Genomic DNA, 22,576 nt, shown 5'->3' on the forward strand with positions numbered 1-22,576 from the left:
GAGGCGCCCCACACGCGCCGTTCCCCGAGGGGCGGTGGTGCTGGTGCGAACGAGCCCCTGACGGTTCCTCGGCCGAGGGACCGGCGGGGGCTTGTCCTTTTCTTGCTACAGGCCTGAATGCGGCCTTTCATGGCGACGGTTGTCCGCGTCACCGGGAGGATCCGTTGTCCAAGTGCCTGAAGTGCGGCGCCTCGCTGCCGCCGGTCGGAGATTGCCCCGCTTGCGCCGCCAATGCCGCGCGCCCACCCGCGGTGGCCCCCGTCCCCAGCCTGCTCGACCGCGACATCCACATTGATCGCCGCAGGTCCGGCGACCGTGTGGCCCAGGACGCTGGCGGCGACGACCCCATCACGTTGAACAGCGAACCGATGGAGCCGGAGACGCTGCGCGGCACGCCGGCCTTCGCGATGGAGCCGCCGCGCGGCCCCATCACCCCGCCGGGCATGACGCCGACGGTGCGTCCGGGAATGGCGCCGCGCGCCGCCGCGCCCCGTCCCCCCGCGCAGGCGCCGGTCGCCGCGCCGCGTGCCGCCGTGCCGCCGGATGCGGCCGTGCGCGCGTCCGCGCCCCAGGGTGACGTGACGGGTCGTCCCGCCGCGTCCAACGCGCAGCCTGTGGCTCGCCCCGCGGATGCGACGCTTCGCGCGGCGGCGCCCGCTGCGCGCCCTGCTTCGCCCCAGGCCGAGGCCCCTCACGCGGATGCAACGATTCGCGCGGCGGCGCCCACGGCGCGTCCTGCTCCGTCCCAGGCCGATGCCGCTCACGCGGATGCGACGATTCGCGCGGCGCGTCCTGCTTCGTCCCAGGCCGATGCCTCTCACGCGGCGGCTCCGGCTCACGCGGATGCGACGATTCGCGCGGCGGCTCCCACGGCGCGTCCTGCTTCGTCCCAGGCCGATGCCTCTCACGCGGCGGCTCCCACGGCGCGTCCTGCTTCGCCCCAGGCGGATGCATCTCACGCGGATGCGACGGTTCGTGCCGCAGCTCCCGCTGCGCGCCCTGCTTCGCCCCAGGCCAATGCGCCGGTTCGCACGGCGGCTCCCGCGCAGCAGGCGCCCCGGGCCGCAGCTCCCATGCCTCCGCGCGCCACGCCTCCCGCCGGGAACGCTCCCGCGGGCGCCGTGCAGCCTCCGCGCCCCGCCGCGCCGCCTCCGGGCGTGCCACCGATGGCCGCCGCTCCCGTGCCTCCGCGCGCCGCGCCCACCTCGGCCCTGTCCGAGGCGAGCTTCCAGAACCCTGGCGTCGCCGCGCCTCGCGCCGCGCCGCCTCCGGTGGCTCCCATGGAGCCCCGTCCGGGCTCCGCGCCCACGCCGGCCTACGGCACCGAGCCGCACGTTCCTCGCCCCCACGCGCAGGCCGCCTCGGGTGCACCTCGCGGCAACCCCGTCCAGGGGGCGCCCGGTCTGCCTCGCATGGACGCGCCCGCGCAGGCCCCCGGTCTGCCCCGGATGGGGGGCGCGCAGGCCCCCGCTTCCGGTCTTCCGCAGGCGGCTTCGTCCGGTCTTCCCCATCCGGCGGCCCCCGGACCGTCGGCCGCCGAGCACTGGGAGGCGGCCCACGCCTCGTCCGGCCTGCCCTTGATGGATGCTCGCAGGGACGCCGCTCCGGGCCTTCCCGACATGGAGGACCCGGCCATCCTGCCCCCGCTGGAGACGCCGGCCTTCGCGACGTCCCCGGCGCCCGCTCCGGGAGTGTCCCGCATGGAAGCCTCGCCCGTCCCCGCCCCCGCCGCCCCCGCGAAGTCGAAGGCCCCCGCGCCCTCGGCGGTCCCGGCCGCTGGCGAGGTCCACGCACGGCCCGCCTCGCTGTGGCGCCGGCTGCTGTCCTTCACCGTCGACACCGCGGCCATCAGCGCCGTGGCGGCGGCCTACATCACCCTGGCCTCGTCGGTCGCGGGCGTGAAGGGGCCGCAGCCGGGACTCACCGGGTTGGACGCGTTCGTCGCCTGGCTGCGCGCGCTGCACTCCGTGCTGCTGCCGGGCGTGGTCCTGGTGCTGGTGCTCGCCACCGTGTACTGCGCGGTCGCGGCCTTCCTGTGGAATGGACGCACCCTGGGACGGTTGCTCCTGGGCCTGCGGTTGGTGGACACCCATGGCATGGCACCCACCCCGGGCCGGGCCATCTTCCGGGCGCTGCTCGCCGGGCTTTCCTTTGTTCTCTTCCTGGGCGGCTTCTGGATGGCGCTGTTCGACCGGCGCGGACAGACGCTTCATGACAAGCTGACGTCCACCTTCGTCGTCCAACCGAGCTGAAACCGGCTCATTGTGCCTTGCGGCCGCGGCCGTAAGATGCCGCGGCCTTCATGCCTTCGCGTCTTGCCCAGCACCTCGTCTCGCGCGCCCTCCTGACCCAGGAGCAGGCCGGGGAGTTGTTGCGTCTGCACCAGGCCCAGGGTGGCCACGTGGACACCGTGCTCCTGGAGCGCGGCCTCTCCGAAGCGGATGTCCTCGCGATGCTGGGCGAGGTCTCCGGCTTCCGGCCCGTGAACCTGGTGGACTTCGAGCCCAACCTCGAGGTCGCCAGCTTCATCCCCCCGAAAATCGCCGAGCGCCTCAGCGTCGTCCCCCTGTCCCTGGACGGCAACACGCTGCACGTGGCGTGCGCCTATCCGGTGCCCAAGAAGGAGCTGGACGAAGTCGGCTTCCTCCTGGGCAAGCCGCTGGAGCTGTGGGTCGCCATCGAGCTGCGGGTGCGCGAGTGGATCTCCATCATCTACCGCCAGCCGCTGCCGCCCCGCTTCGTGCAACTGGCCGAGGCGGTCGCCCAGCAGGCCGGAGCGCTCACGCCGCCTCCGCCACCGCCGCCGGACGACGAGTCGATGACGGTGGACATGGTGGAGCAGTTGGCGCGCAACGTGGCCCAGGAGCCCGTGCCCGCGGCGGCCCGTCCCGCCGCCTCGCGTGAGCCCGAGCCCACGGACATCCCGCCGCCCGCGTACGTGCGCGAGCCGCTGCGCCTGAACACCTCCGCGGGGCCGGTGACGACGGCGCGCGCGGTCCAGCGCCCCACCCCGCCGCCGACGCCCACGGACATCCCGCCCCCCGCGTACACGCGCGAGCCGCTGCGGCTGAACATGCCGGGCACGCCCGCGCGCGCCACGGCGCCCACGCAGGCCCCGACCCGGGGCGCGCCAGCGAACGCCGGGCCGCCGACGCTCTATCCGCCGGGAGAGCGTCCTCTCCCGCCGCCGCAGCCCGTGCCCGTGCTGTTGCCCGTGGGTCCGGCCGGCACGCCCGCCCCAGCGCCGCAGGGCTCCGCCCAGGGCGGTCGACCCACCGCGCCCGGTGCGTTCGCCACGCCCCCGCAGGCCGCGGGCCGTCCGGGCACCACCGTGCAGGGCGGAGGCACGCAGGGTCCCGCGACGCAAGGCTTTGGCGGACCGGGCACCACCGTGCAGGGCGCGGGCGCGCAGGGCTTCGGAGGCCAGGGCACCACCGTGCAGGGCGCGGGTCCTCAAGGTCCCTCGACAGCGGGACAAGGCGCCCGACCGGGCACCGCCGTCCAGGGCCCGCAGGGCACGCCTCCGTCCGCGAACCGCACCGGCGCCCCCTCGCAGCCCCCGGGAGCCCGTCCCGCCGTGTGGCCTCCCGCGCCCGAGCAGCAGGCCCGCGCGGCCCAGGCCGCCACGCCGACCCAGCCTCCCGTTCCCCCGGCGCCGCCCCGGGGCGAGCCGTCCTTCATCATCTTCAGCAACCCCGCGTCCGCGCAGGGCGCGAACCGTCCCCGCGCGCCGGAGCCCGCCCCCGTCCCGGGTGCCTCCAGCGCGCCGGATGCCGCCGTGCCGGAGTGGACGCTGCCCCAGGCCCGCTCCGCGCTGCGCGAGGCGACGCGGGACCTGGACCGCCTGCTGGACGTGGCCCTGCGCTTCGGCCGCCGCACGTTCGACTACGTGGCCGCCTTCGCCGTCGTGCGCGGCGCCGCCGGTGGCTGGGACTCGCGCGGCGAGGGCTGGGACGCGAACGCCCTCGCCCAGGTCTCCATCCCCCTGGACGCGAGCAGCGTCTTCCGCACCGTCGCCGTCACGCGCGGCAGCTACGCGGGCCCGCTGCCGCCGGACGCGCTCACGCGGCACTACCTGGAACTCTTCGGCCGCCAGGCCCCGCGCACCGTCTTCCTGTACCCGGTGGAGGTGAAGGGCCGCCTCGTGGCCATCCTCTACGGCGACTGCGGCCAGAAGCCGATGAGCCAGCGCCGCCTGAGCGACTACATCCTGTTCTGCCAGGACCTGCCGGCCGCCTTCCAGGAGCTCATCCTCTTCCGCAAGCAGCGCGTGTCCGAGCTGCGCGCGCCCGAAGAGGACATCAGCATCGACGTGGACGTGCCCGGCTTCCCGGCCCCGGTCCAGCCCGCCCCCGCGCCCGCCGTGGTCGCGGGGCTCGGGTGGAACCCCGTCTTCGGCCGGGGCGGCGTGGCCAACCTGGGCCGCGCCGCCGCCCTGCCCCCGCGCGTGCTGTCCCCGGAGGAGCGCCCGCCGCCGGACTTCACGCCGCTCTTGCGCCGGCTCACCGGCCCGGACGCGTCCCTGCGCTCCAGCGCCATCGCGGAGCTGGCGCGCTCGCCGGAGGCCAGCGCCCGGGTGCTCGCGCAGCACTTCCCCGGCCCCACCGCCTGGAGCCGCCTGCCCGTCGTGGAGCTGCCGGAGGCGGACGAGCTGGGCCCCATCCCCGCCGCCCTGTCGCGCCTGGGCCGCCCCGCGGCCGTCGCGCTGGCGCCGCTGCTGGACTCGAACGACGCGGACACGCGCTACCTGGCGCTGCTCACCGCGGGCAACCTGCCCTACGCGGAGCTGGTGGACGGCGTGCTGCGCGGCCTGTTCGACATGGAGCCGGACATCTCCAGCGCCGCCCGGGTCGCCGCCGCCGCGCTCAAGCACCTGCCGCGCCTGGACGCGTCCCTGCGCGACCTGCGCCAGGAGCTGGCCAGCCGGGACGCGCTCCGCCGCTCGCTGGCGGCCCGCGCCCTGGGCACGCTGCACGACCGCGACGCCATCGAGGGCCTCATCAACCTCACCGGCAGCGACGACGCCATGTGCGCGCAGGCCGCCGCGGAGGCCCTGCGCGAAGTCACCCGCGCCACGCTGGGGCTCCAGCCGCGCCAGTGGTCGGCGTGGTGGGCGGAGAACCGCAGCCGCCGCCGCGCGGACTGGCTGGTGGCCGCGCTGCGCCACCGCGAGCTGGACGTGCGGCTCGCCGCCATCGAGGAGCTGAGCCGCGCCCTGCACGACACGCTGGGCTACTACGCGGACTCGCCCGACGCGGAGCGCGAGGCCGCGGTGCGGCGCTGGGAGTCCGCGGCGGTCGACCCCGCCAACGCCCGCCGGCTGGGCATGCTCTGAGCCACGGAGGCGCGCGATGACGGGCGCCATGTGGCTCAGCCTGCTGGCGTGCGCGGGGCAGCTCGCGCTCGCCGGCATCGCGCTCGCCCGCGTGGGACGCAGCCCCCTCGCGCTGCCGCTGTCGCTGCTCTCCATCGCGCTGTCCACCTGGAACTTCTCCGCCTTCGGGCTGGCGCGCTCGGGGGACACGGGCTGGCGGCTGATGGGCTTCGCCGCGGCGCTGATGACGCTGCCGTGCGCGGTGCACTTCATCCTCGCGTTCGTGGGCCGCCGCCGCCGCTCCGCCCGCGTGCTCTACGGCACCTACGCGGTGATGGGCGCGCTCGCGCTGACCATGCTCATCGCCATGGGCGTGCCCGCGCTGGAGGAGCGCATCAACACCTTCCGCTTCGGGCTCGCGGTCGCCGTGGGCGTCATCCCCATCCTCGCCACGGGCTTCGTGCTGCTCACGCGCCACCTGCGCCACGCCAGCGCGGAGGGCTCCCCGGACGAACGCGCGCGAGCGGGCCTGATGCTGCTGGGCCTCACGCTGCTCGTCGCGCTGCTGCTCACGGACCTGGCGGCGGACATGGCCCTGCCCGTGCCGAAGCTGGGCAACGTGGGCACGCTCCTGGGCCTGCCGGTGATGGCCACCGCGTCGCTGCGCTTCCAGCTCTTCGGCAAGGACGCGCGCGCCACGAACGCGGCCATGCACGCCGTCGTGCTCGCGCTGGTGGGCGTGCTCGCCTACCTCACGCTCTTCCGCGTCTTCGCCGCCGAGTCCGGCGCGCTCGTCGTGGGCACCACCGCCATCACCTTCTCGCTGCTGGCGGCGGCGCGGCGGGGCGTCACCGCCTTCGTCACCCAGCGCGAGCGCCTGGAGCAACTGGCCACGCTGGGCCGCTTCTCCGCGCAGATGGCGCACGACCTGAAGAACCCCATCGCCGCGCTCAAGGGCGCCGCGCAGTACCTGAAGGAGGAGCACGCGCGCGGCCACTCCTGGGACGCGCACGGGGACTTCCTGGACCTGCTGCTGGAGCAGGTGGAGCGCCTGGACCGCGTGGCGGGCACCTACCAGCGCCTCGCGCGAGTGGAGCCGCTGCGCCGGCCGCTGGACCTGAACCGGCTGGTGGAGGGCGTGCTGTCGCTCCAGGCCTTCGCGACGCCAGGCGCGGTGGAGCTGAAGAAGGAGCTCGCCCCCGACCTGCCCGCGTGCGCGGGCGACGAGGACCTGCTCGCCAACGCGCTGGAGAACCTGGTGCGCAACGCCTTCGAGGCCATGCCCGGGGGCGGCACCCTCACCGTGCGCACGCAGCGGGACGGCGACGCGGTGGTGGTGGAGGTGCGGGACACCGGCGCCGGCATGGACGCGCGCACGCGGGAGCGGGCCTTCGACGACTTCTTCACCACCAAGGCGACGGGCAGCGGCCTGGGGCTGGCCTTCGTGCGGCGCGTGGCGGAGGCGCACGGCGGCACCGCGTCCCTGACGAGCGGCGAGGGCCATGGCACCCTGCTGCGCCTGCGCCTGCCGGCGGCCCCCGCCTCCCAGGCCCCGCAACCCGAGGGAGAAGCCGCGTGAGTGACGCACTGAAGGGCCACGTCCTGGTGGTCGACGATGATCCCGCGCTGCTCAAGGTGCTGGGCGCGCTGCTCACCCAGGCGGGCCTCACGCCGCATCCGGCCTCCAGCGCGAAGGACGCACTGGCCCTGCTCGCGCGCCGCCCCATCGACGTGGTGCTGAGCGACGTGCGCATGCCGGGCATGAGCGGCATGGAGCTGCTCGCGCAGGTGGGGCGCGGCTGGCCGGACGTGCCCGTGCTGCTGATGACCGCGCACGGCACGGTGCCGCTCGCGGTGGAGGCGATGAAGGCGGGCGCGGCGGACTTCGTGCTCAAGCCCTTCGACCGCGAGGAGCTCCTCTTCACGCTGAGGAAGGCCCTGCTCCATGCGAGCCGGGACCCGGAGCCCACGCGCGGCACCGGCAAGGCGCCGGACGGCCTGGACAGCCTGCTCATGGGCGCAAGCCACGCGATGACGCAGGTGAAGGCCCTGCTGGTGAAGGCCGCCCAGGGCACCGCCACGGTGCTGCTGCGCGGCGAGTCCGGCACGGGCAAGGAGCTGGCCGCGCGGGCCCTGCACGAGCACAGCCCCCGGCGCGCGGGGCCGTTCGTGAAGCTGCACTGCGCGGCGCTCCCGGACACGCTGCTGGAGAGCGAGCTGTTCGGCTACGAGAAGGGCGCCTTCACCGGCGCGGCCACGCGCAAGCCCGGACGCGTGGAGCTGGCGCACGGCGGCACGCTGTTCCTCGACGAGATTGGCGACGTGTCCCCCGCGGTGCAGGTGAAGCTGCTGCGCGTGCTCCAGGAGCGCGAGTTCGAACGGCTGGGCGGCACCCAGACGGTGAAGGTGGACGTGCGCTTCGTCGCGGCCACGCACCAGGCGCTGGAGGACGGCGTGCGCCGGGGCACCTTCCGCGAGGACCTCTTCTACCGGCTCAACGTGGTGCCCCTCTGGCTGCCCACGCTGCGCGAGCGCCCGGAGGACATCGCGCCGCTCGCCCGCCATTTCCTGGACGTGCACGCGAAGACCAACGGCCGGCCTCCCTTCACCCTGAGCGAGGACGGCCTGCGCGCGCTCCAGGCCCAGCCGTGGCCCGGCAACGTGCGCCAGTTGCAGAACTTCCTGGAGCGGCTGGTGGTGCTCTGCGACGGGCCCGTGCTCTCGGGCGAGGACGTGGCGCGCGAACTCTCCCGCCAGCCGGGGCTCGCGCCGCCGCCCGTCGCCGCGCCGCCGCCTCCGTCGCCGTCCGACTCCGTCACGCTGGAGTCACGGCGCAAGGACGTGGAGAAGGAGGCGCTGGTGGACGCGCTGAAGCGCTCGGGGGACAATCGCACGCTGGCGGCGCGGCTGCTCGGGGTGAGCCGGCGCACGCTCTACAACAAGCTGGAGGAGCACGGCCTGCTGTAGGGGTGCCGGGGGGCCGGCCCGCTGGAGCGCGGGCCGTGTTTTCACACCGCGCTTCCGTGTACGGACCTGACTTCCAGGTTTATGCTGCTTCGCGCTCGTACTCCCTGGACGCGGCACCGCAGCGCACCCGAGTCCCCCTCCCGGCCCCCAGGGGCTGGCTGACACGAAGGAGCAACGCCCCATGACCCAGACCCTCGCCGGCCGCGTGAGCGGCCCCGTCTACACCCCCAACGACGCGGGCTATGCCCCGGAGTGTGCCGGCTTCAACGTCGTGGTCACCCATTCGCCGCAGTACGTGGTGGCGGTGAAGTCCACGCAGGACGTGGTGGAGGCCATCCGCTTCGCCCGGGAGAACCACCTGCCCGTGTCGGTGCAGGCCACGGGGCACGGGACGGACGTGCCCATCACCTCCGGCGTGCTCCTCTCCACGAAGGCGATGAATCACGTGAGCATCGACCCCGCGACGCGCGTCGCCACCATCGGCGCGGGCGCGCGCTGGGAGCCCGTCGTCGCGGAGGCGGCGAAGCACGGCCTGGCGCCCATCGCCGGCTCGTCCCTGAACGTGGGCGTGGTGGGCTACCTGCTGGGCGGCGGCTTCGGGCCGCTGGTGCGCAGCCACGGCGTCAGCTCCGACTATGTCGTGGGCTACACGCTCGTCACCTGTGACGGGGAGACGGTGGAGGCGAGCGCGGAGAAGCACCCGGACCTGTTCTGGGGCCTGCGCGGCGGCAAGGGCGGCTTCGGCATCGTGACGGAGGTGAAGGTCCAGTTGGTGGAGCTGCGCTCGCTCTACGCGGGCAGCCTCTTCTTCGAGGAGCAGCACATCGAGGCCGTGCTGCGCGGCTGGGTGAAGTGGACGTCGGAGGCGGACGCGCGCGTGTCCACGAGCATCGCCGTCATGCGCTTCCCGCCGTTCGACTTCATCCCGCCCCCGCTGCGCGGCCGCACGGTCATCAACCTGCGCTTCGCCTACCCGGGCTCCCTGGAGGAGGGCGCGAAGCTGGCGGCGCCCCTGCGCGCGCTGGCGCCCCTCTACCTGGACATGCTGGGCGAGCTGCCCGCGACCCAGATGGCGCGCATCCACAATGATCCGGACCAGCCCAGCCCCGTGTGGACCAGCGGCATGATGCTCAGCCACGTGGACCAGGACCTGGTCACCACGCTGCTGCGCCACGTGGGCGCGGGCGCGCAGACGCCGTACTTCATGCTGGAGCTGCGGCACCTGGGTGGCGCGAGCCAGAAGGACGTGGCGGGCGGCTCGGCGGTGGGCGGCCGCAACGGCAACTTCCTCGTCGGGCTGGTGGGCATGCACCCGCCGCTGTTCGAGGCGGTGCTGCCCGGCGCCACGGAGGGCCTGCGCGCGGAGCTGAAGTCGTGGCTGTCGCCGGAGATGGCCATCAACTTCATGGGCAAGGTCCGCGACGCGGCGCACTTCGACAGCGCCTGGCCGGACGCCATCCGCGCGAAGCTCAAGGAAGTGCGCGGCAAGTACGACCCGCACAAGCTCTTCGCCGCGAAGTAGCCGCCAGCGAAGGCCCTTCAGGGGGCCAGCGCCGCCAGCGCGTCCAGCTCGTCCTGGAACGCGGCGACGAGGGCCCCCGGGTCGGGCACGCGGGACGCGTCCGAGGCCACGCCCACGGTCACCCGCCCCGAGTAGCTGAAGAGGCTGACCCCCAGGCCCACGTGGCCGGCCTGGGGGACCCAGAACGTGAGCCCCTCCAGCCGGCTGCCCGCGAGCGACACCGGCTGGCGCGGCCCGGGCACGTTGGTGGCGACGAGCGACGCCTTGGTGCCCATCACGTCCACGACGGCGCGCTCCAGCGCCGCGGGCGTGCGCCCCAGCAGCTCCAGCACGCCGAACGTCACCACGGCCTCCGGAGAGCGCTTGAGCTCCTCCATCCGCTTCGCCACTTCGCGCAAGCGGCGGCGCGGCTCCGCCAGGTGCACGGGCAGCCGCAGGAACACGACGCCAAAGCGGTTGCCCAGCTCGCGAGGCACCGGCACGTCCAGGGGCCGCAGGTTCACCGGCACCAGCGCGTGCACGTCCTCCGGCGGGGCGCCGCGCGCGTCCAGGTAGCGCCGCAGCGCGCCCGTCACCACCGTGAGCAGCACGTCGTTCACCGTGCCGCCCAGGGTCCGGCCCACGGCCTTCACCCGCTCCAGTTCGATGGGCTCCGACCACGCGGCGAGCTTCCGGGGGCCCAGGGGCCCGCGCAACGGAGAGCGGGGATCCGGCGGCAGCACCAGCAGCTTGCCCAGGGCCGCCGCGCCCTTCGCGCCCTCTCGCACCAGGTCGCCCGCGAGGATGGGCTCGCGCACCAGCTCCGCGCCCTTGCGCAGCGCGGAGCGGGCACCCCGGGCCAGCCGCAGCCAGCCCGGAGCGCCCGGCGGCCGCTCCGGTCCGGACGGAGTGACTTCACTCCCCTCCTCCAGCTCCACCGCGCGCGGCCCGGGCGCCCCGGGGGCCTCCACCGGATCCGTGAGGGACAGCAGCACCCGCGCGAGCGCGATGCCATCCGCGATGCAGTGGTGCAGCCGCGCGAGCAGCACGTCCCCGCCCGGCGCGCCCCGCACCAGGTGGAGGTGCCACAGCGGACGGGAGCGCTCCAGCGGCACGCCCAGCCAGTCCCCGACGAGCGCCTCCAGCCCCGCGTGTCCCGCGGACTCCGGCACGCGCAGCGTGGACAGGTGCGCGTCCGGGTCGAAGTCCGGCGCGTCCTCCCAGTGCGGCGCGCCCAGCGGCCCGGGCACCACCCGCTGCCGGAAGCGCGGGTAGCGCTCCACCAGCCGCTCGCGCACCACCGCGCGCAGGCGCTCCAGGTCCATGGCGCCGTCGAACCACAGCACCGCGGTGATCATCATCAGGTTCGCGGGCTCCTCCATCTGGAGCCACGCCGCGTCCATGCTCGCCATCCGCTCGCGGCCTGCCATGGCGTCCTTCTCACCCGTGCGCCCCGGTGGGGGCAAGGTCCTCCTCAAGGCTTGGGCGGAGGCTCCGGCGCCTCCTGCTTCTCCCGTTCGAACTGGAACGTCTGCCGCGTGGCGCCCGGCACGGTGAGGACGAGCGAGTCCTTCTCCTCGAAGGCGTACGTGAACTCCCCGCCCTTGAACTTCCCCTGGGACAGGGGCACCACGCGCTGCTTGCCGCACACCGGGCCCACCGCCTGACCGTCCTGCGTGCGCAGCGCCAGGTGCTTCTTGTCCTTCACCTCCACCCGGCCCCACGCGCGCACGTCCAGCGTGCTGCCGCGCCCGAGCGTCGCGTCATCCAGCTTCGTGCGCAGCACGAAGCAGCCCTCCGGCGTCACCTGCAGCGCCCGCGCGTAGTCGGACCGGGGCTGCACGTCGATGCGCTCCGCCTGTCCCTGATCCGTGTCCGGGATGCTCGCCGCGGACAGCACCCACGTGCCCACCAGCTCCTTGGGGACCGCCGTGCCCTTCGGGGCCTTGTCGCCCTCGCACGGGTTCGTCACCAGCTTCTCCGGGCTCTTGGGCGCGGGCTCGAAGGACCGCTCGCAGGTGAGGCCGCACGACTTCGCCGCGCACGCCGAGTCATCCGGCGCGCAGGCCGCCTTGCTGGTGCAGGCCTTCAGCCGCTTGAGCGCGTCCTCGCACCCCTCGCGCATGCACTTGTCGACGCACTCCGCGTCGATGCACTCCGCCACGCAGACCCAGTTGGTGCGGCCACACACGCCCGCCACGGTGCGCGGGGCCTGGGCCGCCGCGGGCAGCGCGGCGGCGGACATGAGGAGCGGGACGAGGAGCCGGAGCGGTCGCATGCGCCCTGCAAGCTACGCAGTGCGCCCACCCGCGGCGACACCCGGAGACAGGAAGGCTGTCCACCGGGCATCACTCCAGGCTCCGGCACTGCCGTCAGGTGAACTGCCACCGCCAGGTGCGCGGGTCGGACGGATTGGGCAGCTCCAGCTCGAAGTCCAGCGTGTCGTAGCGGCTGAACTCGCGAGGCTCCACGCGCAGGAGCGTCATCGCCGTGGTGTTGCGCTCGCGCATGGGGGACACGTCGAAGGCCAGCTCCGCGTCGAAGGCGACCTTGTAGAACAGGCAGAAGCCGTCCACCCGCCCGTCCTCCTCCACCGGCCGCTGGATGCGCACGCGCGAGGGCAGCCCCTCCGCGCGCATCGTCTCCAGGTCGAACCCGAACGCGGGCTCCGGCTCGCACAGCAGGTGGTCCACCTCGTACGAGCGCACCAGCCGCGTGAAGTACGACGGGCTCATCGCCTCGCGCAGCGACTGGAGGCAGCGGAAGTCCACGTGCGGCAGGTGCTGCGTCCAGATGAACGGGACGCACGCCTCCTCGCGGAGCTGCACGGGCTCCACGTAGACCTCGAAGCGGTTGGGGAGGATGCGGCCGCCGGGCTTGAGCAGGCGCGAGCGCAAGTCCAGCATCCGGGGCACGAGCCCCGCGTCGAGCAGCGCATCTCCCAGCAGCTCGTGCAGCAGCACGTCCGCCTTCTCCTGCGGCTGGAAGTGCCAGGTGGGCTCGCGCACGAAGTCGATGCGCTCCAGGCCGTTGCGGCGGGCCACCCACTGCGTGGTGTCCAGCAGCCGCGAGTCATCCACCGCGTACAGCTTGCGCGGGTGCTGGTGCGCGGCGAGGAAGGTGCGCAGGCCGGTGCCGGCCTTCACGTCCACCACCACCTGGTTGGGGCGCACGTAGCGCTCCACCGCGCGGCGCCACATCTCCACGCGTTGTGGGTCCGCCAGCATCGAGTCCTGCGGCGCCGGACTGGACAGGGCCAAGCTGTTGGGCGAGTGCCGGCGGTGCAAGTGGGACACGAGCGGCAGGTGGCTGAGGCGCGAGCGCAAATCCATCAATGCCTGACGCGGCAGGTCGAGCAGGTTCGACATGGTGGCTTCCCCCCGGAAGGCCGTGAGGGTCCCGACAAAGACGCGGTCGACCACCCCGTCCCCCGGAACCGGACTCCGAACGATGCGGTAGAGCGAGGGTCCAACCCAATCCGTCCCGGGGGCCGCCCACTGTCCCCACGTGAACACCCGCCTCCGCACCGGGGGCCGAATCCACTCACGGCGCCTCGCGACAATCCCTCAAAGCAGGAAGGCACCGGGCTCCCGGTGACCTCTCGCCGGCGAACCGGAGACGTCGCCGGCGAGAGGCTTTCCCCCTGCACGGGAGCGTCCGCGAATGACAGTCCAAGCATCCCTCCGGGTGGGCAAGAAAGCAGGTGGAGTGCGTTTTTTCTGGAAAGCCGCCCATCCGCGAACCCTGGTCATCGAGGGGGAGAAGGCTGCGGGTCACTTCCGAGGATGGACCCAGGTCTCGTTGGAAGAGGGGGCACGGATGATGCGAGCGATGGCATCGCGGACGCAGGGTGGGCGGGAGCCGGCGGAGAACGTCGAAGGCGAGGCGCGGTGGGAGGCGCAGCCGTGGCGGCTCCAGTTGCAGGACGCGCGGGCGCATGAGCACCGGGTGGCGCGGCCGGTGCTCGTCGCGGCGCTGCTGGCGGAGGGCTTCACGGCGGAGGCGGAGGTGGCGGGGTTCGCGGGGGCGCTGGAGGACCGGGCGTCGCTGAGCATCGGGCAGGTGCTGCGGTTCGTGGACAGCCTGCGGGTGCGCCTGGCGTTGGCGCGCACGGACGACGAGGTGTTGCAGTTGGCCTACCTGCGCCGCCACGCGGAGGAGCTGGCGGAGCGGATGATTGACTGGGCCAACACGGGGCGCCTGCCGGCGTAGGGCAGGCGGGGCGCCGCGCGGACGTTGGTGGTGGGCGTCCCCGGTGGGAGTGCCTTGACAGGGGCGGTGGGGCGCTTTCAGGTGGGGGCATGCTCGCCCTCGCACTCGCCGCCACGCTGGCGGCCGCACCCGCGCCTCGCGTCGCCGCCTCCACGGTGACGGTCCTCCACGCTCCGCAGCTAAATCAGCTCCAGGGGTTGAACGCGTTCCTGACGCGGGCCGGGGCGTCCTCGCAGATGCTGAACCCGGAGGCCTGGCGCGGCGAGCTGCACCCCATCCTCCAGCTCGACCTGGGGAAGCCGGAGCTGATGGAGGCGCAGGGCATCGACGTGACGGGGCCGCTGACGGTGTCCATGCGGCAGGACGGCCGCATCGCGTGCACGCGGGTGAAGGACGCGAAGGTGTTCCAGGAAGCGACGGCGAACGTGCTCGCGCGCAGCGGCGACGTGAAGGCGGGCACGGTGAAGGGCGTGACGACGCTGCGAGCCCCCAGCGCCACGGGCGGCTTCGGCGGCTACGTCATCAAGGGCCAGGAGGCCTGCGCCTTCCTGAGCACGGACTCGGACGACGCGCTCCGCAAGGAGGCCGCGAAGCTGGTGGCGCAGAAGGCGCCGGCCGCGGACGCGAGGATGGCCACGGTGCCGGGGGTGCTGTTCGTGTCCACGAAGGACGGCGTGCTGGCGCTGGACGGCACGGCGACGGGGCTGAAGGTGGAGGGCACGGCGGCGAAGCTGCCCCTGCCGCCCTTCCTGGCCAGGGGCACGAGCCCCTACGGCGCCATGGCCCCCGCGGGCCTGCTCTTCGCAAGGGCGCAGGTGGCGCCGACGGGCGTGGCGCAGGCGGTGGAGTCGGTGGCGGACGCGGTGCGGACGGTGTGTCCCGCGTGCCCGGCGGCGGACGTGAAGGCGGTGACGGACGCGCTGGCGAAGCAACTGACGGGGCAGGTGTTGTTCGGGGTGGACTCGGTGGCGGTGCGGGGGTCGCTGCGCAAGCCGGAGGTGCGCTTCTTCGCGGCGAAGCAGGCGCTGGCGGCGGAGGTGACGGACGCGGCGGCGGTGAAGGCGGCGTTGGCGCCGCTGGCGAAGTTCCCGGGAGCGAAGGCGCTGGAGGACGGCTACGCGATGGAGGCGAAGGGCGGCAGCGTCTACGTGCGGCTCAAGGGCAAGCAGTTGGTGTTCGGCAACGACTCCACGGTGACGCAGGCGATGCTCGCGGCGCTGCCGGAGAAGGGCGGGCCGCTGAAGCGCGCGGTGGAGTTCACGTTGGATCCAAAGAAGCTGGCCAGGGGCCTGTCCCAGGTGTCGCTGATGGACGTGATGGGCGACGAGCGCCTGGCCGCGTTCTTCGGAGCGAGCACGGAGCTGGGCCCCCTGCTCGCGAAGAGCGACAGCATCACCGGCTGGCTGGACAGCGCACCCAACGGCACGCACCGCTTCCAGATGAACTGGTCGCTGCCGGAGAAGAACTGAAGGACAGTGCCTGATCAGCAGGCAATAGAGTCGCTGCGTGAGCGCGACCTCGCTCGCGCATGTGGTGCAGGGATGGCGATGCAGCGAAATGACCTCGTCATGATTGCCTACGCGCCCGCGCTCGCAGGCAATGACAGCCGCCCTCTTGCCGTCGTCCACGGCATGGAGCGCGCCATCCCTGGCTTGCGCCTGGACTGGGCGATCTCCTCCGAAGGGAGTCCCTATCCCCTGCCCCAACGGGACGAATGGGTCCTCGGTGGCAGGTCGGATGGCCCCGGGTTTCCTCTCGTCTGCAATGGGCCCAACGAGAGTGAGTTGGTGACGGTCTATGGACTGGAGATCTCAGCGGACTCCGGGCCGGGAGGTCAACCGTTGCTCGACGTCCACGCGGAGATGCCGATGAGTGCTGGCAACCTCGCGGCGGCAGGGGAGTTGCTGGAAGGTATCGCGGAGGGAGCGCGCGCATTCTGGGGCCACGCGACGCCTTTCCCCGCAGGCGTGGAGATCGCGCGTCAGACCAAGAATCAGGCAGCGAATCCAAAGCCTCCGCCTCGCGGGCTGCCCGCTCTCAAGCTCGCACGGGAAATCTCTTCGCCGGAATGTCCCCACCGCCTGGGCTGGCTCAACTACTGGTCGCCCGCTACCGCGCGCCACATCGGATTCCCGGACCCGGCACGCGACGCGGAGTTGTTGTCGCGAGCCCGGCGCACCGCGACAGGTGGATGGATTGTCCGCCTCACCGAGGAGCCGCTCGATCTCGACAACCCCATCCACCTCGAAACGCTCCTGAGAACCTACGAGCGCTTCCCGGCCATCGGCGGACGCGTTCGCACTTGAACGCGACTACTTGCGCACCAGCTCCACCTGCATGCCCAGCAGCTTGCGGCCCTCGCCCGTGGTGCCGCACATCGCGCCGTCCGTGAGCGGACCCATGGGGCGCGCCATGCCCTCCACCTTGCACCAGTAGCGCACGGTGTACAGGTGCGCCCCCTCTCCGCGCAGCCGGATGCCGAAGGCCTCCAGGCGCCGTGACTCGCCCTGTGTCCCGCAGGGCGTTCCCTCGGGCAGCCACCCCGAATCACCGGTGTCCTGAAGGTGGCACTGGTACTCCAGCTGCACGGCCTTCATGGGGCGCTTGAGGTGGAACTCGAACTGCTCGATGCGCTTGGGCTGCGTGGGCAGCCACGTGGCCCGACTGGAGCTCTGGTTGCCGATGTCCTCGCTGTGCACCGTGCCCACCAGGTCCACCGTCTTCGAGGGACCGGCCCCCAGCGTCGACGCCAACATCATTCCAACCAGCAGGCTCTTCATGGGGTTTCCTTGTGGGAGACACCCGTCCCGACGTGGTCAACGTGAACCTATTCACCCGGAGCGCGTTGCCGTCCGCTACCGGAACGCATCAACGACGTAGGCCGCTGCGGTGGAACCTTCGAGAATCGCCGTCCCAGGCTTCGAGTCCGGACTCTTCCGCATCTGGTCCTGGCTAAGTCGGGCCACGGCGCAGATGGGGAACTTCTCGCTGTCCGGTGGATGGGCCTCGTAGTACCGGATGACGACCTGCGGTCCGCTCGTCCAGACCTGCCCATACAAACGGGTCGTCGCCTCCAGCGTGCCGAAGTCATCCTCGAGGATGCTCTCAATCGGTCCGTCGTAGAGCGTGGGACGCCGTGAACCAATCTGATTCGCGTCCAGTTCGACCAATTGCGCGTCCCCCACACGCAACTTCAAGGCACGCATCGTCCGCTTGGCTTCCTCCGAGCACTCCTGCGGTCCCGGAGTTCCATCGGAGCGCAGCGACACCCCGCTGCTGGTACATCCAGAAGACGTAGCGAGCAGGACGCAAGTGCCGAGCAGCAGGCCGCATTTGAGTGACAGCGAAGAGGACATGGAGGGCCCCACTTACCAGGGTGGATGCCTCCCATCCAACCTACGCCGTCCGCTCCCGGGGCCACCCCGTCCGGGACCGGTTCTTCTCCGCCTCCTCCTCGCGCGCCAGCCCCCGCTGGATGTCATTCCAATCCAGCGTCCCCGCGAGCAGCCCGTCCTCATCCACCACCGACGCCATGGGCACGCGCGCCTCCGCCATCCTGCGCAGCGCCGTCCACCCGTCCTCGCGCAGGTCAGCCACCACCCCGTCCTCCATCGCGTCGCGCACCACGTAGCCCGCGCGCTGCGCCTCCGGCACCGCCTGCACCGCCGCCCACGTCACCCGCCCCACCGGCCGCCCCGCGCTCGTCACCGGCAACGCGTTCACGTGCTCGTGCCGCATCGCCCAGTGCGCGTCCTGCATGGACAGGTCCAGGTCCACGCCCACCATCCGGGGCGTCATCAGCGCCTCCACCTTCACGCGCTCCAACAGCGCCTTCATCCGCACCTGCCGCGACTCCCCCTCCGCCCCCATCAACACGAAGAACGCCACCACCAGCGTGAACGGGTTCAGCGTCGCCAGCCCCCACACGCCGAACAGCACCGCGAACACCCGCCCCAGCCCCGCCGCCACCTTCGTCGCCCGCACCATCCCCAACCTCGGCGTCAGCGCCGCGCGCACGATGCGCCCCCCGTCCATGGGGAACGCCGGCAACAGGTTGAAGCCCCCCAGCACCGCGTTGAGCATCGCCAGCGTGAAGAGCGCGAACTGCACCTGGAACAGCCCCAGGCCGTGCATCACCCACGTCAGCGCGCCCAGGAACGCCGCCAGCCCCAGGCTCGTCAGCGGCCCCACCAGCGCCATCACCGCCTCGTCCCGGGGGCGCTTGGGCACCTCCGCCAGCTCCGACACGCCTCCGACAATCATCAGCGTGATGCCGTGCACCTCGCCGCCATGCCGCAGCGCATAGAGGGTGTGCGCCATCTCGTGCAGCAGCACCGACATGAACAGCCCCACCGCCACCGCCAGCCCCCACGCCCACGGGTGCCCCCCCAGCGCGCCCGGCGGCACGTCCGCCGTCTCCGCCGCCTGCTGGAGCGCCCCGCCGAACGACAGCGCCAGGATGGGCAGCGCTATCAACAGGGAGACATGGACCCGGATGGGCACCCCCCGGAAAGAGCCCACCTGCAGTGCTCCCGGCCTCGAACGCATCGCCCACCTCCCTGCCCGCCTCCCGGCCCCGGAGCCCAGGAGACGCGGTGTCGGAAATCCTGAACTTCCGTCCCGTCCCCGCCCCATGCACGGGGGGCCCGGCCGTCCGCCCACCCCACCAGAGGCGAGGGAAGCGCTGCCAGCGCCCGCCAATCGTGTTAGAGCGGCCCCCCATGGCCACGACCCCCGAGAACGATCCCTTGCGCGCACGGCTCCAGCAGATGGAGCAGCAGGCCGAGCAGGGCGGCGGCGCCGACCGCATCGCCAAGCAGCACGAGGCCGGCAAGCTCACGGCCCGCGAGCGCATCGACCTGCTCCTCGACCCCGGCTCCTTCAGCGAGCTGGACAAGTTCGTCACCCACCGCAGCCACGACTTCGGCATGGGCGACAAGAAGATCCTCGGCGACGGCGTCGTCACCGGCTACGGCACCGTGGAGGGCCGGCAGGTGTTCGTCTTCGCCCAGGACTTCACCGTCTTCGGCGGCTCGCTCTCCGGCGCCTACGCCCAGAAGATCTGCAAGATCATGGACCTGGCCACCCGCGTGGGCGCGCCCGTCATCGGGCTCAACGACTCCGGCGGCGCGCGCATCCAGGAAGGCGTGGAGTCCCTGGCCGGCTACGCGGACATCTTCCTGCGCAACACGCTGGCGTCCGGCGTCGTCCCCCAGATTTCGCTCATCCTGGGGCCGTGCGCGGGCGGCGCGGTGTACTCGCCCGCCATCACGGACTTCATCATGATGGTGAAGGACACGTCGTACATGTTCATCACCGGCCCGGACGTCATCAAGACGGTGACGCACGAAGAGGTCTCCAAGGAGTCCCTGGGCGGCGCGCTCACGCACAACCAGAAGTCCGGCGTGGCCCACTTCGCCGCGGAGAACGAGCAGGCCGCCATCGCCATGACGCGCGAGCTGCTCTCGTACCTGCCCTCCAACAACCAGGAGGACCCGCCCGCGCAGCCGTGTGACGACGACCCGTTCCGCGCCGAGGAGTCGCTCAAGTCCATCGTCCCGGCGAACCCGAACAAGCCCTACGACATCAAGGAGATCATCCGCGCCATCGTGGACTCCAAGCACTTCTTCGAGGTGCAGGAGCACTTCGCGAAGAACATCGTCGTCGGCTTCGCGCGCATGAACGGCAAGAGCGTGGGCATCGTCGCCAACCAGCCCGCGGTGCTCGCCGGCTGCCTGGACATCGACGCCAGCGTGAAGGCCGCGCGCTTCGTGCGCTTCTGCGACTGCTTCAACATCCCCCTGCTCACCCTGGTGGACGTGCCCGGCTTCCTCCCCGGCACCGACCAGGAGTGGGGCGGCATCATCACCCACGGCGCCAAGCTGCTCTACGCGTACGCGGAAGCCACCGTCCCGAAAATCACCCTCATCACCCGCAAGGCCTACGGCGGCGCGTATGACGTCATGGCGTCCAAGCACATCCGCGCGGACATCAACTACGCCTACCCCACCGCCGAAATCGCCGTGATGGGCCCGGAGGGCGCGGTGAACATCATCTTCCGCAACGAGCTGCTCAAGGCCCAGGACGCCAACGCCGAGCGCAAGAAGCTCACGGACGACTACCGCGAGAAGTTCGCCAACCCGTTCAAGGCGGCGGAGCTGGGCTACATCGACGAGGTCATCCGTCCGGAGGAGACCCGCGCCAAGGTCATCCGCGCGCTGGAGATGCTCAAGGACAAGCGGCAGGAGAACCCGCCGCGCAAGCACGGCAACATCCCGCTGTAGGAGAAGTCCCGGACCCGCGCCCGCACGCGCCCGCCGCCTGGGGGGCAGGCGGGCGTGGAGACTTCCGGAAATTCTCAGGTAACGCCGGGGCTTTCACGGGGCCACTCAAGGAGCCCCCCCCGTGTCCCAGCAGCGCCGACTCGTTCTCTTCCTCTCCGACGTCGAAGGAAACCTCACCGCCCTGCGTCAGACGCTCAAGGGCGTGTGCGAGGGGCTCGACCTCCCGTGTCCTGAAGTGAAGTGGGTGGAACCCCGTCCGGAGTCGCTGGCCGACACCGGCTGGCACGTGGCGGAGATTCCCCTCGTCTCCGGCAAGACGTCCGGCAAGGTCTCCTCCCCCGAGGAGCACGTGGACGCCATGACGCAGGCGCTCTCCCGGGACTTCCGCGACCGCTCCATGGGCATGTACGTGGACCGGGAGCACAGCTACGCGCGCGTCTGCATGGCCGCCCCCAGCCGCCCGCCCCGCGCCATGGAGGGCGAGTACCTGGACGTCCTGCGCCAGGCCGCGCGCTGGCTGGACGTGGAGACGACGGCGCTGGCCCGGCTCTTCAGCGGGAATGCCGCGCGCAACCTGCTGGCGGCCGCGGTGGACTTCGGGCCGGACGGCAAGGCCGTGGAGGCCCCCTCCCACCCCGCCCCGCCCCCGGAGCCGGACGAGGACGACCGCTTCGTCGAGGCGAAGCTGGCCCAGGCGAAGCTGCTGATGGATGAGTACCTGAACCTGCGCAAGTAGAGGCGGGCAATCCCGGGCGCCCCATGGTAGACGGGCGCCCATGCCCAAGATCCGCAAAGTGCTCGTCGCCAACCGCGGCGAGATCGCCATCCGGGTGATGCGCACCTGCAAGGACCTCGGCATCGCCACGGTGGCGGTGTACTCCGAAGCAGACCGCTCCGCGCTGCACGTGCGCACCGCCGACCAGGCCTACTTCGTCGGCCCCCCGCCCTCGCGCGAGAGCTACCTCGTGCAGGAGCGCATCCTGGAGGTCGCGAAGCAGTCCGGCGCGGACGCCATCCACCCCGGCTACGGCTTCCTGTCGGAGAACGCGTCCTTCGTGCGCGCCTGCGAGAAGGCCGGCATCACCTTCATCGGTCCGCCGGCCGCCGCCATGGACGCCATGGGCGAGAAGACCCGCGCCCGCGCCAACATGATCAAGGCCGGCGTGCCCGTCGTCCCCGGCACCACGGAGCCCATCGGCACCATCGAGGAGGCCCGCGAGTACGCCCAGGGCATCGGCTTCCCCATCATGCTCAAGGCCGCCGGCGGCGGCGGTGGCAAGGGCATGCGCCGCGTGGAGGGCCTGGCGGACTTCGACTCCGCGTGGCGCTCCGCCAAGAGCGAGGCGCTCAACGCCTTCGGCAACGACGCGGTCTACATCGAGAAGTACCTGGAGAAGCCGCACCACGTGGAGATCCAGGTCTTCGCCGACCAGTACGGCAACACCATCCACCTGAACGAGCGCGAGTGCTCCGCGCAGCGCCGCCACCAGAAGGTGGTGGAGGAGACGCCCAGCCCCATCCTCACGCCGGAGCTGCGCGCGAAGATGGGCGAGGTCGCGGTGAAGGCGGCCAAGGCCGTCAACTACGTGGGCGCCGGGACGGTGGAGTTCCTGGTGGACGTGCACCGCAACTTCTACTTCCTGGAGATGAACACCCGCCTCCAGGTGGAGCACCCCGTCACGGAGTGGGTCACCGGCCTGGACCTGGTGGCCATGCAGATCCGCGCCGCGGAAGGCGAGAAGCTGCCCCTCTTCGAGGCCCCCGCGCCGCGCGGCCACGCGATTGAAGTGCGCGTGTACGCGGAGGACCCGGCGCGCAACTTCATGCCCAGCCCGGGCAAGATTCATGCGCTGCGCGTGCCGAGCGGCCCGAACGTGCGCGACGACTCCGGCGTGTACGCCGGCTTCACGGTGCCCAACTTCTACGACCCCATGATTTCGAAGCTGTCCGTGTGGGGCGCCACGCGCGAGGAGGCCATCGCGCGGGCCAAGCGCGCGCTGTCCGAGTACGTGGTGAAGGGCATCACCACCAACATCCGCTACCTGCACGGCATCCTGTCCCACCCGGAGTTCGTGGGCGGGGACTACGACACCAGCTTCCTCACCCGCCATCACACGGCGCTGCTGGGCGAGGAGGACCCCAAGCTCAGCGAGGTGGCGCTGCTCGCGAGCACGCTGCACGCCTTCCAGCGCGACCAGAAGCGCGCCAAGACGCTGCCCTCGCGCGCCGGTGGCGGTGACACCCCTGGCCGTATCAGCCCGTGGCGTCTGGCGTTGAAGAGCCGCCGCCGCTGACCCT

Annotated in this window: 17 protein-coding genes; 11 read left to right on the plus strand and 6 right to left on the minus strand. The window is 72.4% G+C overall.

Features of this window, described 5'->3' with window-relative positions; all coding sequences use genetic code 11:
* The first annotated feature begins 164 nt into the window (after positions 1-164).
* The 5 genes from K8556_RS14310 to K8556_RS14330 all read left to right on the plus strand — a co-directional run bounded on the left by K8556_RS14310 (position 165) and on the right by K8556_RS14330 (position 9,803).
* Positions 165-2,252, plus strand: coding sequence for an RDD family protein (locus tag K8556_RS14310; RefSeq protein WP_223740624.1), 2,088 nt, complete (start codon positions 165-167; stop codon positions 2,250-2,252).
* A 50-nt stretch (positions 2,253-2,302) separates the two neighbouring features.
* On the plus strand, positions 2,303-5,335 hold the full coding sequence (locus K8556_RS14315) for a FrgA protein (protein ID WP_223740625.1): 3,033 nt from the start codon (positions 2,303-2,305) through the stop codon (positions 5,333-5,335).
* A gap of 16 nt (positions 5,336-5,351) precedes the next feature.
* Positions 5,352-6,893, plus strand: coding sequence for an ATP-binding protein (locus K8556_RS14320; protein ID WP_223740626.1), 1,542 nt, complete (start codon positions 5,352-5,354; stop codon positions 6,891-6,893).
* Positions 6,890-8,281 carry a sigma-54 dependent transcriptional regulator gene (locus K8556_RS14325; protein WP_223740627.1) on the plus strand — a complete coding sequence of 464 codons (1,392 nt, stop codon included), beginning with the start codon at positions 6,890-6,892 and terminating at the stop codon, positions 8,279-8,281. The genes K8556_RS14320 and K8556_RS14325 overlap by 4 nt, the downstream gene beginning before the upstream one ends.
* Positions 8,282-8,462: 181 nt before the next feature.
* Positions 8,463-9,803: an FAD-binding oxidoreductase gene (locus tag K8556_RS14330; protein WP_223740628.1), complete on the plus strand. Its 1,341-nt coding sequence runs from the start codon at positions 8,463-8,465 to the stop codon at positions 9,801-9,803.
* Between the two features lie 17 nt (positions 9,804-9,820).
* On the opposite strand, the gene K8556_RS14335 is transcribed toward K8556_RS14330, so the two are convergent.
* The 3 genes from K8556_RS14335 to K8556_RS14345 all read right to left on the minus strand — a co-directional run bounded on the left by K8556_RS14335 (position 9,821) and on the right by K8556_RS14345 (position 13,150).
* On the minus strand, positions 9,821-11,212 hold the full coding sequence (locus K8556_RS14335) for a wax ester/triacylglycerol synthase family O-acyltransferase (protein WP_223740629.1): 1,392 nt from the start codon (positions 11,210-11,212) through the stop codon (positions 9,821-9,823).
* Between the two features lie 44 nt (positions 11,213-11,256).
* Complete coding sequence (locus K8556_RS14340; protein WP_223740630.1) at positions 11,257-12,060, minus strand: hypothetical protein; 804 nt, start codon at positions 12,058-12,060, stop codon at positions 11,257-11,259.
* A 94-nt stretch (positions 12,061-12,154) separates the two neighbouring features.
* Entirely contained in the window at positions 12,155-13,150 is a 996-nt protein-coding gene (locus K8556_RS14345) for a class I SAM-dependent methyltransferase (RefSeq protein WP_223740631.1), read from the minus strand.
* 463 nt (positions 13,151-13,613) lie between these two features.
* On the opposite strand from K8556_RS14345, the gene K8556_RS14350 reads away from it, so the two are divergent.
* The 3 genes from K8556_RS14350 to K8556_RS14360 all read left to right on the plus strand — a co-directional run bounded on the left by K8556_RS14350 (position 13,614) and on the right by K8556_RS14360 (position 16,300).
* Positions 13,614-13,994 carry a hypothetical protein gene (locus tag K8556_RS14350; RefSeq protein ID WP_223740632.1) on the plus strand — a complete coding sequence of 127 codons (381 nt, stop codon included), beginning with the start codon at positions 13,614-13,616 and terminating at the stop codon, positions 13,992-13,994.
* 89 nt (positions 13,995-14,083) lie between these two features.
* Positions 14,084-15,463, plus strand: a complete 1,380-nt coding sequence (locus tag K8556_RS14355; protein ID WP_223740633.1) for a hypothetical protein — start codon at positions 14,084-14,086, stop codon at positions 15,461-15,463.
* 72 nt (positions 15,464-15,535) lie between these two features.
* On the plus strand, positions 15,536-16,300 hold the full coding sequence (locus K8556_RS14360) for a DUF5953 family protein (RefSeq protein WP_223740634.1): 765 nt from the start codon (positions 15,536-15,538) through the stop codon (positions 16,298-16,300).
* A gap of 6 nt (positions 16,301-16,306) precedes the next feature.
* Here K8556_RS14360 and K8556_RS14365 read toward each other — a convergent pair whose 3' ends face one another.
* The 3 genes from K8556_RS14365 to K8556_RS39470 form a co-directional block, all read right to left on the minus strand.
* A complete protein-coding gene (locus tag K8556_RS14365) occupies positions 16,307-16,774 on the minus strand; it encodes a hypothetical protein (RefSeq protein ID WP_223740635.1) in 468 nt (155 codons plus the stop codon).
* A 75-nt stretch (positions 16,775-16,849) separates the two neighbouring features.
* Positions 16,850-17,350 (minus strand): serine/threonine protein kinase, encoded by a 501-nt coding sequence (locus tag K8556_RS14370; protein ID WP_223740636.1) that lies wholly within the window; start codon positions 17,348-17,350, stop codon positions 16,850-16,852.
* Positions 17,351-17,390: 40 nt separating this feature from the next.
* Positions 17,391-18,497 carry a site-2 protease family protein gene (locus K8556_RS39470; protein ID WP_370639923.1) on the minus strand — a complete coding sequence of 369 codons (1,107 nt, stop codon included), beginning with the start codon at positions 18,495-18,497 and terminating at the stop codon, positions 17,391-17,393.
* Between the two features lie 218 nt (positions 18,498-18,715).
* Between K8556_RS39470 and K8556_RS14380 the strand changes: the two genes are divergently transcribed.
* From K8556_RS14380 to K8556_RS14390, 3 genes are all read left to right on the plus strand, one after another.
* Positions 18,716-20,278 (plus strand): acyl-CoA carboxylase subunit beta, encoded by a 1,563-nt coding sequence (locus tag K8556_RS14380; protein WP_223740637.1) that lies wholly within the window; start codon positions 18,716-18,718, stop codon positions 20,276-20,278.
* Positions 20,279-20,399: 121 nt separating this feature from the next.
* Positions 20,400-21,014: a hypothetical protein gene (locus K8556_RS14385; protein WP_223740638.1), complete on the plus strand. Its 615-nt coding sequence runs from the start codon at positions 20,400-20,402 to the stop codon at positions 21,012-21,014.
* 40 nt (positions 21,015-21,054) lie between these two features.
* Positions 21,055-22,572 carry an acetyl/propionyl/methylcrotonyl-CoA carboxylase subunit alpha gene (locus K8556_RS14390; RefSeq protein WP_223740639.1) on the plus strand — a complete coding sequence of 506 codons (1,518 nt, stop codon included), beginning with the start codon at positions 21,055-21,057 and terminating at the stop codon, positions 22,570-22,572.
* Positions 22,573-22,576: the final 4 nt, after the last annotated feature.

The organism is Corallococcus sp. AS-1-12 (assembly GCF_020036995.1).
GTDB lineage: Bacteria > Myxococcota > Myxococcia > Myxococcales > Myxococcaceae > Corallococcus.